The 12,168-nt window shown below is 72.9% G+C and carries 14 protein-coding genes; 5 read left to right on the forward strand and 9 right to left on the reverse strand.

All coding sequences use genetic code 11. The annotated features are described in order from the left end of the window. Positions 1 to 117: 117 nt before the first annotated feature. Entirely contained in the window at positions 118 to 1,449 is a 1,332-nt protein-coding gene (locus tag D1J60_RS33110) for a hypothetical protein (RefSeq protein ID WP_125823667.1), read from the forward strand. A gap of 40 nt (positions 1,450 to 1,489) precedes the next feature. On the opposite strand, the gene D1J60_RS33115 is transcribed toward D1J60_RS33110, so the two are convergent. The 4 genes from D1J60_RS33115 to D1J60_RS33130 all read right to left on the reverse strand — a co-directional run bounded on the left by D1J60_RS33115 (position 1,490) and on the right by D1J60_RS33130 (position 5,142). After that, positions 1,490 to 2,710: a DUF6545 domain-containing protein gene (locus tag D1J60_RS33115; RefSeq protein WP_125823668.1), complete on the reverse strand. Its 1,221-nt coding sequence runs from the start codon at positions 2,708 to 2,710 to the stop codon at positions 1,490 to 1,492. Beyond that, positions 2,703 to 3,278, reverse strand: coding sequence for an ImmA/IrrE family metallo-endopeptidase (locus tag D1J60_RS33120; protein ID WP_164721022.1), 576 nt, complete (start codon positions 3,276 to 3,278; stop codon positions 2,703 to 2,705). The genes D1J60_RS33115 and D1J60_RS33120 overlap by 8 nt, the downstream gene beginning before the upstream one ends. Before the next feature lie 205 nt (positions 3,279 to 3,483). Further along, positions 3,484 to 4,077 (reverse strand): helix-turn-helix transcriptional regulator, encoded by a 594-nt coding sequence (locus D1J60_RS33125; RefSeq protein ID WP_125823670.1) that lies wholly within the window; start codon positions 4,075 to 4,077, stop codon positions 3,484 to 3,486. Between the two features lie 417 nt (positions 4,078 to 4,494). Next, complete coding sequence (locus tag D1J60_RS33130) at positions 4,495 to 5,142, reverse strand: DUF5701 family protein (protein WP_125824338.1); 648 nt, start codon at positions 5,140 to 5,142, stop codon at positions 4,495 to 4,497. 181 nt (positions 5,143 to 5,323) lie between these two features. On the opposite strand from D1J60_RS33130, the gene D1J60_RS33135 reads away from it, so the two are divergent. Beyond that, on the forward strand, positions 5,324 to 5,962 hold the full coding sequence (locus D1J60_RS33135; protein WP_125823671.1) for a PadR family transcriptional regulator: 639 nt from the start codon (positions 5,324 to 5,326) through the stop codon (positions 5,960 to 5,962). Between the two features lie 36 nt (positions 5,963 to 5,998). Here the strand turns inward: D1J60_RS33135 and D1J60_RS33140 are convergent, their stop codons facing one another. Then, positions 5,999 to 6,610 (reverse strand): HAD family hydrolase, encoded by a 612-nt coding sequence (locus D1J60_RS33140; protein ID WP_206436610.1) that lies wholly within the window; start codon positions 6,608 to 6,610, stop codon positions 5,999 to 6,001. 282 nt (positions 6,611 to 6,892) lie between these two features. Here D1J60_RS33140 and D1J60_RS38760 point away from each other — a divergent pair, with 282 nt between their 5' ends. After that, positions 6,893 to 7,015, forward strand: coding sequence for a hypothetical protein (locus D1J60_RS38760; RefSeq protein ID WP_277607522.1), 123 nt, complete (start codon positions 6,893 to 6,895; stop codon positions 7,013 to 7,015). A gap of 133 nt (positions 7,016 to 7,148) precedes the next feature. Here D1J60_RS38760 and D1J60_RS33145 read toward each other — a convergent pair whose 3' ends face one another. Together D1J60_RS33145 and D1J60_RS33150 are read right to left on the reverse strand one after the other, a co-directional pair. Further along, on the reverse strand, positions 7,149 to 7,550 hold the full coding sequence (locus D1J60_RS33145; protein WP_125603290.1) for a hypothetical protein: 402 nt from the start codon (positions 7,548 to 7,550) through the stop codon (positions 7,149 to 7,151). Between the two features lie 155 nt (positions 7,551 to 7,705). Then, a complete protein-coding gene (locus tag D1J60_RS33150) occupies positions 7,706 to 8,941 on the reverse strand; it encodes an MFS transporter (RefSeq protein WP_164721023.1) in 1,236 nt (411 codons plus the stop codon). A 160-nt stretch (positions 8,942 to 9,101) separates the two neighbouring features. Here D1J60_RS33150 and D1J60_RS37550 point away from each other — a divergent pair, with 160 nt between their 5' ends. Next, positions 9,102 to 9,713 carry a hypothetical protein gene (locus tag D1J60_RS37550; RefSeq protein ID WP_164721024.1) on the forward strand — a complete coding sequence of 204 codons (612 nt, stop codon included), beginning with the start codon at positions 9,102 to 9,104 and terminating at the stop codon, positions 9,711 to 9,713. Between the two features lie 104 nt (positions 9,714 to 9,817). After that, entirely contained in the window at positions 9,818 to 10,324 is a 507-nt protein-coding gene (locus tag D1J60_RS33155) for a RidA family protein (protein WP_125603293.1), read from the forward strand. Positions 10,325 to 10,363: 39 nt separating this feature from the next. Here D1J60_RS33155 and D1J60_RS33160 read toward each other — a convergent pair whose 3' ends face one another. After that, the gene (locus D1J60_RS33160) at positions 10,364 to 10,906 is read right to left on the reverse strand and encodes a DapH/DapD/GlmU-related protein (protein ID WP_164721025.1); all 543 of its coding nucleotides are present in this window, start codon (positions 10,904 to 10,906) and stop codon (positions 10,364 to 10,366) included. Positions 10,907 to 10,964: 58 nt separating this feature from the next. Beyond that, a complete protein-coding gene (locus D1J60_RS33165; RefSeq protein ID WP_164721026.1) occupies positions 10,965 to 12,080 on the reverse strand; it encodes a PD40 domain-containing protein in 1,116 nt (371 codons plus the stop codon). Positions 12,081 to 12,168: the final 88 nt, after the last annotated feature.

The following is a 12,168-nucleotide window of genomic DNA, read 5'->3' on the forward strand; positions in this document are numbered from 1 at the left end:
CCGCCCGCCGAACCCCTGCGCGTTGGCCGCCCACCGGAACGGCCGTAGATTGGGCCGGAGTTTTTGTGCGCGGAGCGCCGGACGGGAGGCCGGCCGGTGGAGGAGGGGAACGAGCACGTGCAACACGTAGTAGTCCTGGGCGGAAGCATCGCGGGGCTCGCGGCGACACGAGCCCTGCGCGGCCACGGCCTGGCGGTCACCGTCGTCGAGCCCGACGGACTCGCCACGACGGGCGCACGGGGCGGTGTGCCGCAGGGCGGGCAGCTCCACGCGCTGCTCGACATGGGCCGGACGCAGGCCGAGCGCTGGTTTCCCGGTCTTTCGAAGGACCTGGTGGCGGACGGAGCGGTCCTCGGGTCGGGCGACCAGATCCAGCTCTACGAGAACGGGACCCGCAAGGTCAGCGTTCCCGGCAACGAGCTGATCGGTGTGAGCCGCACCCTCCTCGAAGACCACGTCCGCCGGCGGACCGTCCTGGACGAGGGAGTCTCGGTGAGGGTGGGCAGGGCCTGCGGGCTGGACATCCGCAACGGACGCGTGACCGGTGTCCGCGTCCGCACCCCCGGCTCGGCCGACGTGAGCGTGGTGGCCGCCGACGCCGTCGTCGACGCCACGGGCCGGTCGAGCAGGCTGACGTCCTGGCTCGCGGCGGAGGGCTGGCCCGAGCCCCCGGCCGACCGCATGCGGATCGATCTGGGCTACGCCACCGCCCGCTTCCGCCGGGGCGACGAGCTGCCCGGCGTGAGCGTGGCGCACCAACTGCCCGGCGCCGCCGCGGGCGCCGGGGAGCAGCCCGACACGGGAGCCATGGCCGCGGTGGAGGGCGACCAGTGGATGGCGGTCATCGTCGCCTACGCCGAGAGGCGCCCTTCCCGTGACCCCGCGGAATTCCTGCGGCGCATGCGGGAGATGGAGGCCGCTCCGTTCGGCGTCGTGGCCGACCGGTGCGCGATGATCGGCGGGGTCGAGACGTACGGCATGTCGCACTCGCTGCGGCGCAACTGGTGGGCGCTGGACCGCCTCCCGGGCGGCCTGTTCGTGGCGGGCGACGCCGTGGCCTCCTTCAACCCCGTCTACGGGCAGGGGATGACCAGCGCCTTCCTGCACGCGTCCTGCCTGTCCGCCCACCTGCGCAGGGGAGCGGACCTCCACGCGCCGGCCCACGCCTACTTCCGCCACGTCAGGGTCGTCGTGGACGCGGCGTGGGAGGTCTCGACCCTCTCCGACCTGGCCCAGCCGCACGTCACGGGCCCCTATCCGCGGGGCTACCGGATGGCCCGGAGGATGGCGGACTGGATGGCCCGGGCCTCGACGACGGACGCGTGGGTGAACGAGCGGTTCCTCGACGTCGTCAACATGCGGCGCCGGCCGGCCGCCCTGCGGACCCCGGAGTTCTGGTGGCGCGTCGCGGCGGCGCTCCGGGCACAGGCCACCCAGCCGGGACGCTGAGGCGCCGCCCCCGGACGCCCGTGCCGCGATCCGGGCGCAGTCAGGCCATGTCGGGGACCAGCCGGCCCTCGGTGTCCACCCCCGCCGCGGCCAGGACGTCGGGGTGTTCGAGGTGGCGGGCCATGCGGACCAGGTGGGCGCGCTGGGCGGCCGGCTCCAGGCCGGCGCCCGGCAGCGGCCGGCCCCTCTCGCTCACGACGGGGGCCCCGCTCTCGGCGAGCGCCACCGCGCGCAGCAGGACCGCGGCGGCCGCGGCGGCGTGCTCCTCCTCCTGCGACCAGCCGGCGCCAGGGGCCGCCCGGCGGATCCGGGCGACGGGGGCGTCGCTGAAGTACGGGTACAGGCTGCGGATCCCGCTGAGGATGTCGGCCATGCGCGTCACCAGGTGCCAGTCCCGCACGTAGACGAGGCCGAGCTGCGTGACCTGGTTGGGCTCGGTCAGCGCGATCCGGGGGTCCGGGCGGCGCGTCAGCTGCCACAGCGGGGCCAGCGCCAGGTAGTCCCGGCGGTCGGTGCGCCAGGCGGCGATAGCGGCGCCCGAGAACCCCCAGTTGATGATGATCGCTCCGATGGTCCCGGAGACCGGCCCGAGGCTGTGCAGGGGCTCCAGAGCGCGCACGCCGAAGGCGCCGGCGAGGGTGGCGGGTCCGACGCACGCCACGTAGCCGGCGATGAACCAGGTGGCGACGGCGATGTGCTGGAGGGCCCGGCGCAGCCGGGGGTCGTCCTGGGCGTAGAGGGCGTTGCGGCGGAAGCGCAGGGCGGTGGAGACCGACGCGTAGCCGAGGCCCAGCTGGAACGCGGCCAGCATCACCAGGGCGCCGGGGTCCCTGCCGTAGGCGATGTTGAAGTCCAGCGGGTGCGGCGCGTCGTCCAGTCCGCCGGCGAGGAACCCGCCGGTCATGGCCAGGGCGACGAGGACGTAGACGCAGAGCGGGAACGCCAGCACGTTCCGCTCGGAGTCGGGCTCGGCCACGGGCCGCCACACCAGCGACATGACGTGCGTGTGCGCGAAGAAGCCCAGGATGCAGAAGAAGACCAGCAGCTCGGCGAGGTTCGGCGCGCCCGTGAGCCCGGCGACGCCGCGGTAGACCACGGGCGTGGCGAACACGAACGCGCCCACCCCGACCGCGGAGCACACGGCGATCAGCCGCAGGGCGGGGGAACGTTCCCGCTGCCAGGCGACGAACTTCGCCAGGGTGGTGCACGAGGCTATCGCGGCGACGACGAGGTAGACGACGTTCGCAGTGTCTTCAGACACCGGTCCCCCTGTGGCGCAGGGCAGAGCTCGCCGATGTCGCCGAGTTGCCGCCGGTATTGGTGATCATGCTGACGATGAGCCGTCCCAGGGTCTCGGCCTCCCGCTCGGGCGGACTCTGGCCGTGGGAACGGGAGGGTTCGGCCCCGTCGAAGTACGTACGGGCCAGCATCATGCGGGCCACCTTCGGGTTGAGCGCGGGCGCCAGGCTGGCGAGCAGCTCGTCCTGGAGGTCGTGCCCCGCCGTCTGCGGATCGTGCCCGAGGAAGGCGTGCGCCAGTTCGTGGGCGATCACGAAGCTCTGCAGGATGCTCGGCGAGTCCTTGTCGACCACGACGATCAGTTCGCCCGGGCCCTGCAGGAGCCCTCCCGTGAGCGGGTACGTCAACGGCAGCTGGAGGATCCGGATCGGCATCCCGCAGTGCCCGGACACGGCCGAGACGACCTCGTCGATGGTCGGGTGCGCGGGCAGCCCCAGCCGGGAGCAGAAGGTGTTGCGCAACCTGCGCAGGGTACGGATCTCCCGGACCGTCTCCACGACGATCCCGACGGCTTTCCTGATTCCCGCCACGGCCGGCCTCTCCTCCCACAGGACCCGCGGCCCGACGCGCACTTCGTCCGGTCCACGGGTCTGCCGCATCGCTCGTGACCCGCCCCGCGTCCGCGGACCGCCCACTGTGACCCCACGGCAGCGTAAGGGAGCGGGCCCCGAATGACCGCCCGGGCCGGGCGGCGCGGCGCGCCCGGAGCCCGCCCGCGCCCGCGGGGCCGGCGGGTCAGGCCCCGGCGCGGGACGTGCCCGGGGGAAGGTTGCCGAGGTAGCGGCTGAGGACGGCCGGGGCGCCGACTTCCCTCAGCAGGGCGACGAGTTCCACCTGGCTCTTCGTCTCCCGCACCAGTTCGTCGTCTTCGGGGAGCACGAAGAACCGTGCTCCGGCCTCGATGCCGAAGTGCCGCGCCAGGGCCTCCAGGGGGCCGTCCGTGAAGAAGGACGGGTCCACCCCGAAGATCTTGCAGAGCAGCTTGGTGGACTCCAGGCTCGGCTTGCTCTTGTCGTCGAGCAGGTTGTAGAGCCAGGTCCGCGACTTGCCGCAGGCCCTCGCCAGGTCCGTGATCGTGTGCGGTTTGCCCTCGGCGGTCATCCGGGTCTTCAGCAGGTGTTCGAGCCGGGCGATGAACGGGTCGTCGTCCACGCCCTCCGTGACGGGCTCGCCCGCCCGCAGGCGCCGCAGGAGGGCGACCGGCACACCCGTGGCGAGGCTGACGGCCTCCAGCGACTGGGGCCCGCCGTTCCTCGGGAAGATGTGGGCGAACAGGAAGTCGAGACGCGCCGAGATCAGCGACGCCCGTTCGTCCCCCGTGCCGCTCATCGGTCTCTTTCCTGCTGGCTCGATCGGCTGCCGGCACCGGGCCGCGGAGCGGCCGGGACGGCGAGTGCCACGATCATCGCCGCTTTCGCCTTGGCAGGGAAGGGCCTAAAGCCCTCCGCGCCGACGACGGCGCGCCGGCGGCCGGTTCCCGTGCCGAAGGTGGGACAAGCTCCACGGACCGCCCACGAGTTGAGGTATGTGCAAACTATTGTTGACAGCCGCAGGCTCGTGCAGCAGGATCTTGCCCATGCCGCCAAGGGGGCGGCCCACCGCACTCGCGGGGGGCCTTCCGTATGGCTGTATGCGCCGCCCAAAGGCAGCGATCTCCACGGGGGAGGGTCGCAACTTCGGTCCAGGACAGCATGATTGCGGCCCGGACCGACGCCCGCGGGCGGCGCACGGCATGCCCGGGGCGGATTACGCCCGGCGATCCACGGCGGAGGCGAAACCCAGCCAGGTGTGCCGGTTGTTCCACCAGCACCAGCCGACCTTGGGCGCGTTGCGCCGCTCGCGGCCGTCCCGGCCGGTCCCGTTGCTGATCCAGATCGCCGGAGTACGCGCGTCCGCACTGCCGTTGGCCTTGATGAGGCGCGAACCGATCGTCATGAAGCAGTGGTTGCGGTCGAGCACGGCGGGCTGCTGGAGGATCCAGGCGACGCCCTCGGTGAGCAGGAGCGGGGTGCGCCCCTCCTCGGCGAGGGCGGGAAGCGCCTCTTCCGGGCTCCAGTTGGCCATGCGGTCGCCGCGGTCGAGGCCGTCGACCAGGTAGAGGGGTGCGTCGGGCAGCTCCACCCGGTGGGGTGCGAACCGGTCGACGTCGTGCATGTCGGCGACGACGAAGCCGGACTTCCCCTCCCGCCGGAGCAGCGGCGCGAGGGCGGAGGCGGGGGCCCGGTCCGGGTGGACGGCGAGCAGGGCCCCGTCGCCGCCGGAGCCCGCGAAGGCCCGCAGCTCGGCGGCGGATATCCCGGCGATGGCGGGCACCCCGAGCTCGATCAGGCGCTCGGCCTGGACGGAGAGCGGCGGCAGCGCGGTCGCGGCGTCACCGGAAACGGTTGCGGGCAGGGGCACGGTTACTCCCTCGCGGTACGTGATCGACTCCGATTCACTGGTCAAACTTGACTACGACGGTCCACGGTACGACGTCGACCGTGATTGGTCAAACTTGATTAGAGGGATCGGGTCGGCCGCCGTCGTCCGCCCCGCGGCCCTAAGCTAGTCAAACTTGTCTTGAAGGGAGACTCCCATGTCAGCGATCCGTCTGCTGGTCCTCGGCGCGGTCCGCCAGCACGGACGGGCGCACGGCTACCAGGTCCGCAACGACCTGGAGTTCTGGGGCGCCCACGAATGGTCCAACGCCAAACCGGGCTCGATCTACCACGCCCTCAAGCAGATGGCGAAGGAAGGCCTCCTGCTGGCCCACGAGGTCGCGCCGAGCACCGTGGGCGGCCCGCCCCGCGTCGAGTACGAGATGACCGACCGGGGCACCGGCGAGTACCTCACCCTGCTGCGGCAGGCGCTGACCTCCTACGACCAGAAGACGGACGTCCTCTCGGCCGGCATCGGATTCATCGTAGACCTGCCGCGGGAGGAGGCCGTCGCGCTCCTCAAGGAGCGCATCGAGCGGCTCCGCCAGTGGCGGGCCTCGGCCACGGAGTACTACACGCCCGAGGGCGGCCCCGGACAGCTCGGGCACATCGGCGAGATCATGAACATGTGGGTCCACTCGGCCGACAGCGAAGCGGCGTGGACCCGCGGCCTGATCGACCGGATCGAAGGCGGGGCGTACACCTTCGCGGGGGAGGGCGAGCCCTTCGTGGGCGTCCTGGCGGAAGACCAGCCCAACCCGTACGCCACCGGCCCCCACCCCGAGGACACCCTCTAGAGCCTCACGAACGCCGGCACGGCGGCGCCCCCCGGGTCACCTGTCCTCCACCGGTTCCCGCAACTCCACGGTGAAACCGGCGTGTTCGAGCACATCGGCGCCGCGTCCGCTCGCCAGCGCGAGCACGAGCCGCTCCGACGCCACGTTCACGGGCACGGCCTCGGTCGTCTCCGCCACCGCGGCCAGTTCCGCCGGACCGCGGCCCTCCGGCAGGCCGATCCGCGCCGAGAACACGGGACGGCCCTCCACCGCGGCGGGCGCGAACACCGGGTGCGGCGCCGTCCGCATCCCCGCCTCCCGGGCGAACGCCCGCTCCTGCGCGTCCTCTCCGACGAACACGCAGCCGTCGGCCGGCACACCGCCGGCGCTCGCGACCGCCCGGTCGAAGATCCCGCGGCCGTCCTTCACGCCCCAGTGCACGAGACCGGCGTCCGTGAAGCGGCCGGGAAACGCCGCTTCCAGGGCCGCCGCCGCCCGCTCGGCAGCGCCGTCGCCCGGCCCGGGATTCGAGACGATGCCCATGCGCACGCCGGCGAGGGCGTCGAGGACGGCGACCACCCGGGGCCGGGGCCGCAGCGTCAGCGAGCCGTCGGGCTCGAACCGGGCGTCCGCCAGCGTGGCCCCGATGTCGAAGAAGAGCACGGACATGTGAAGCGCCTCCGAGGTGTGTGGGTTCCCACCCCGACCTCTGCCCGCGCCCCCGCCCGCCCACCGCGCGCACCGCCCCACTCCCACCCGATCGGCGCAACGAACCGTCCCTGACCGCCCGTAAGCCGGATCCCCGGAGAACACGGCGGCCGGCAGGGCATGGTGGACCCAGCGATCACAGCCGGAACGGAGAACCGATGAGCACTCTCACCGCCCCCCTCGCCTCCTGGTCGCCCTCGAGAGGCTGATGGGGCAACTGGGCCCGCCGGGGCGCGGGTTCCGGTGCGGAACGTCGCCAAGGTCGTGCCCTTCGTGGGCGTCCTCATCGGTGCCGGCATGAACTCCGCGGTCCTCGGGGGAGTGGCCGCCGACGCCCGGCGCTACTGCCAGCCCCGGTTCCTGTGAGACAAGTACGGGCTGCCTCTGCCGGCCGCGCTGGCGACCGGCGAGGACGAGGACCCCGCGGCGCGGGCCCCGTAGCGGGCGAGGACCCGGCCCGGCGCCCGGACCGGGCCCCCGCCGTCCGCCTGGCGGTGCGTCAGTCGACCTTGTGCCAGTGGGTGACCCGCACCGCTCCGTCCTCGGCGCCGATGTTCGCGTACATCGCGAGGTGCCCGGGAGCCAGGAAGGTGTCCTTCTTCTGCCGGAAGAACTCCTCGTCGTACCAGGCCACGTCGAAGACCACCTTGCCGCCGGCCTGGCCGTTGCGTTCCACCCAGGTCCGCTGCCAGTCGTACGGGCCGTCCGACTGCTCGGCGAGGCGCTCGTCGGAGGCCCGCAACGCCTGCACGCAGCGCTCCAGCGCCTCGTCGGAGGCGAGGTCGATCTCGCAGTGGGACTGGGCGACGACGGTGCGCCCGCCCCTGCGTCCGGGCGCCGAGTCGCCCAGGAGAACCAGTTCTCGGATCACGGGATTGCCGGGAAGTATCGTGCTGGACATGGGTTTCCCCCTCTGACGGGTGGCAGGGACCGCCTGGCACCCTCGGAGATCAGAGACACGACGTACTCGACCGTTACCGGTCGATTTTCGACGCTAGGGACGCCCGGACGACCCGTCAACGCGGGGGAGCGCAAACCGGCCACCGCCACGCGGGCCTACTCCCGCGCGGGACCCGCCCCCCGCTCCCGCGCCGGGGACCGCTCAGGCGCATCCGCTCCGGCGCGGTGGCGCAGGAGCACCGGACTGCCCGCCAGGGTCACGAGCAGCGTCCCCGCCCCCGCCAGCTCCAGGGCTCCGGCTCCGCCGAGCAGTGCCGTGGCCGGCCCGCCGAGCGCGGTCCCCACCAGGTTGGCCCCGTTCAGCGTCGCCCCCGAGGTGGCGAAGGCCCGGCCGCGTACCCCCTCGGGAACCCGGGCGTGGATGAGGTTGCGGATCGCCAGCCCCTGGAGGGAGTTGGCGACGCCGGTCAGGACGAACGAGACCAGCGCGAGGGCGAAGACCGGCACGGCGGCCCCGACGGCGAGCGAGGTCCCCATCAGCACCCCGGCCCCGACCAGCACCCGCGGCTGCCACTCCAAGGGGACCCGCGGGGCGATCAGCGTGGAGGCGGCGAGCATGCCGACGGTGTGCGCGCTGACCAGGAAGCCGTACCCGGTGCCCGAGACGCCCAGGTCGTCCCGGATGAAGAAGACCCGGGCCACGCTCAGCACGGCGGTGAACACGATCGCCGACGCCAGCGCGAGGATCGCGGTACGCAGCAACCGGTCCCCGCCCAGGACCCGCACCCCCTCCCGGACCTGCGCGGGCCAGCTCCCGCCCGCGCCCGCCGCGGGCTGGCGCCGGACCCCCAGGCAGGACAGCACCACGGCCATGACGGCGAAGGTGGCCGTGTTCGCCAGCAGGACGACCCGTACGTCGAACACGGCGATCAGCACACCGGCCAGCGCCGGCCCGGCCACGTTGCCCGCCGACCGGAACGCGTCGAGCCGGGCGTAGCCGCGGGCGGTGTCCTCGGCCCCGACGATCTCCGGGACCAGCAGCAGCAGCGCCGGCGACGCCAGGGCCAGCCCCGCCCCGAGCAGCACCAGCAGGACGAGCGTGCCGGCCAGCCCTGTCACGAACACCAGCCCCGCGCTGACCAGACCCTGCAACGCCGTCACCACGACGACCAGCCGGGCGCTCTCGACCCGGTCGACCAGCGGGGCGGCCAGCGGCCCGACCACGACCAGCGGCAGCACCCCGGCGACCACCAGCGCCGAGACGGCCACGCCCGAGTGCCCCTGGTCGTGCAGCCGCAAGGTCAGGGAGAGGATCGCCATCTGGTCCCCCATGGAGGACATGCCGTACGCCGCCGCCACCACCGTCAGGACAACACCACGTTTTCCGAGCACCCGCAGATGCTGCCAGCCCCGCCCCGCCCCCGGTACCCGCGGGCACCGGATCCGGCCAGTGCGCGCCCCCGCGCCGTACCGGTGACGGGGCACGGCCGATGGGAGCAGTGGGCCGGGTCGCTCAGCGGTGCGACGGGTGCGCGGTCGGCACAGTGGGACCGTGAACAGATCCCATGGGCCGCGCGCGGCCAGAGTCCTCGGTCCCGCCGTGACCGCCCTCTCCCTCGTCGTGCTCGCCGCCGGTCCCGCGGCGGCGGCGCCGTCCCTCGCGCAGCGCGCGGGGTCCGAGGTCCAGTGGACCGCGCTGCCCGCGACCGCCAACGAGGTCATCGTCGACGTGAACTCCGGCGAGATCTCCCTCTTCGACGCGGCCGGCGTCGTCCCCGGGTCCGGCTGCCACAGCATCGCGACCAGCCAGGTCAACTGCGGTCCGGTCGGCACCACTTCGCGGCTGCGGATGGCGGCCGGGGACGGCAACGACACGGTGGGGCTCGGGTTCTTCGTCCCGCTGCCGGTCGCGGCGGTCATCGACGGCGGGACCGGCCAGGACCGCCTGCGCGGCGGCAGCCGGGGTGACCAGCTGTCCGACCCCGACGGCTGGCCCGTCCCGCAGGCGCAGAACAGCTTCGTCGGAGGCGGCGGCAACGACACGATCATCAGCCGCAACCGGGGCTACGACCGGATCGACTGCGGAGACGGGTTCGACACGGTGATCGCGGACCCGGCCGCCCGCGACGTGGTCGTGAACTGCGAGAACGTGATCCGCCTCTGACCGCCTCCCCCGCGCGTCCGCTCGATCCCCCTTCGAGGAGTTCTCGCTCCCGCGCTGACAGCGTCAGCGCCACGGGCTCCACCGGGGACGAAAGGACACGAGGAATGACCAAGTCAAGGCGCAGGTTCGGCATTGGCGCCGTGGTGGCCGCGGTCGTGGCCACCACGATCACCTTCACGGGACCGGGCGCCAGCGCGCAGGACACCGCGCGCCGCGGCTGGGACCACTTCACCTTCGGCGTGCCGTGGGAGGAGTCCTACGGCTACTCGCAGGGCATCAGGGCCGGGGACGAGATCTACATCTCGGGGCAGGTGTCGCACGACGCGGCGGGCAACTTCGTGGGCGCCGGCGACTTCGAGAAGCAGGTGCGCACGTCGTTCGACAACCTGGACAAGGTCCTCGCGCACTACAAGGTGCCGCGCAGCCAGATCATCAGCATCAAGATCTTCACCAAGGACCTGCGCCAGAACTTCGACACGGCCGCCCGGCTGCACAAGGAGTACGTCGGCAAGCACCGCACGACCGACACCATCGTCGGCGTCTCCGAGCTGTCGGTCCCCGAGCAGCTCGTGGAGATCGAGGCCATCGTCAAGGTCTCGCCCCGCTCCTGACCCGACGGGCCGCGCGGTGAGCACCGCGCGGCCCGCCCGTCACCACTGACGCTTCACGGCGGCCTTCGTACCGGTCACCAGGCTCGCCGGCGCGACGTCGTCGGCCACGACCGCGCCGGCGGCGATCACGGCGTCCCGCCCGATGCTGACGCCGGGCAGGATCGTGGCACCGGCGCCGATCCACACGTTCTCCGCGACGTCGATGGGCGCGCCGGTGAGGTACAGCCGCCGCTCCTCGGGGTCGACCGGGTGCCCGCTGGTGATGAAGGTGACCTTCGGGCCGACCATCACCCGCTCGCCGAGCCGGATGCCGGCGTAGTCCAGGAACGTGCAGTTCTGGTTGATGAACACGCGCTCGCCGAGTTCGAGGCGCAGGCCGTGGTCCGTGTAGAAGGGCGGATAGATCGTGACCCTCGGCGGCAGCGGCTTGCCGAGGATCTGTTCGAACAGCTCGGCCTTGGCCTCCTCGTCCTCGAAGGGCAGGACGTTCAGGCGGGAGGTGAGCCGGGTGACCTCCAGCACCCTCTCGGCCATGGCCTGGAACTGGGGACTGTGGATGCGCATGAGCCGGTCGCTGGACATGCCGGGATTCTCCCGCCCGTCCGCCTGACCGGACAAGACGGGAGCCGACCGGCCCGGGTCAGAAGAGGTGGCGGACGAAGACGTCCGACGTGCCGTTGGTGTCGCCGGGCACGATGTCGTCGGCCGCGGACTGGAAGACCACGTCGCGCCCTCCCGTGCTGACCGCGTCGATCCCCGCCGTGGCGGGCCGGTCCGAGACGACCTGGTCGGTACCGGTCTCCAGGTCGCGCAGCACCAGCGACGGTCCGCCCGTGGCGTTCGGGGCGTACAGCAGGTGCCGGCCGGTCGGATCGACGGCCAGGCCCTTCACGTCCGTGACCGTGCGGGTCGTGCCCGAACGCAGGTCGTGGACGTAGGTGTGGGAGCCCGAGAGGTAGACGGCCGTGCCGCCGTCGTCGCTGAGCTGGACGAGCGAAGCCGCCGTGGCCGGGCCCTCGACCGGGCCGGTGCTGGTGCCGGTGGTCCGGTCCCAGACGAAGACGTCCTTCGCCGCGCCGTCCTGGTAGGCGACGTAGCGCCCGTCGCCGCTGATGGAGGGCCGGGCCGGGTAGGTGTGCTCGAAGGAGGCGACGGTCACCACGGCGCCGGTGTTCCAGTCGTGGACCTCGACGCGCTGGCGGTTGGTGGGGGCCGGCTTCCTCATGAGGAGGGCGAGGGCCGTGTACCGGCCGTCCCCGTTCAGCGACGGCTGGTCGCAGCTGTAGGCCGAGCAGTTGGCGGACGCCGTCCCGCCGCTGCTCACCTGGTACTGGCGGATGCGTACGTCGTTGATCCACTGGAGCGAGTAGCCGACGTACGCCCCGTTGCCGCTGATCGCCGGGGGCTGGAGCGGGGTGTACGTCCCCATCCGCTTGGTCAGCGCCGTCTGCTGGTCGCGGACGAACACGGCCTCGTTGCCCGCCGGGCTGTCGGGCGTGAGGTTGCGCGCCGAGGAGGAGAAGACGACGCGGCGGCCGTCGGGGGTGATCGAGGCGGCGCCGGAACCGCCGTCGCCCTGGGTGCCGTCGGGCGCGACGCTGATCCTCTCGACGCCCACGATGGCCGGACCCGCCGCCCCCGCGGGTCCGGCCCAGGCGGCTCCGGGCAAGGCGGCCGTGACAGCGCAGACCGCGACGGCCGCGCCCAGGGCGGCCCGTGCGCGTCTGGCGGTGACCCCGTGCGTGGTTCCCCTCATGTTCCCCCCAGTCAGGACGAAGTCCCGCCTCAGGCTCCCTGCCGGAGGCCAGAGCATGCAATCGCGGCGGTGCTGTGGGGTCAATGAG

Origin of the sequence: Streptomyces sp. W1SF4 (assembly GCF_003950035.1) — a bacterium.
Lineage (GTDB): Bacteria > Actinomycetota > Actinomycetes > Streptomycetales > Streptomycetaceae > Streptomyces > Streptomyces racemochromogenes.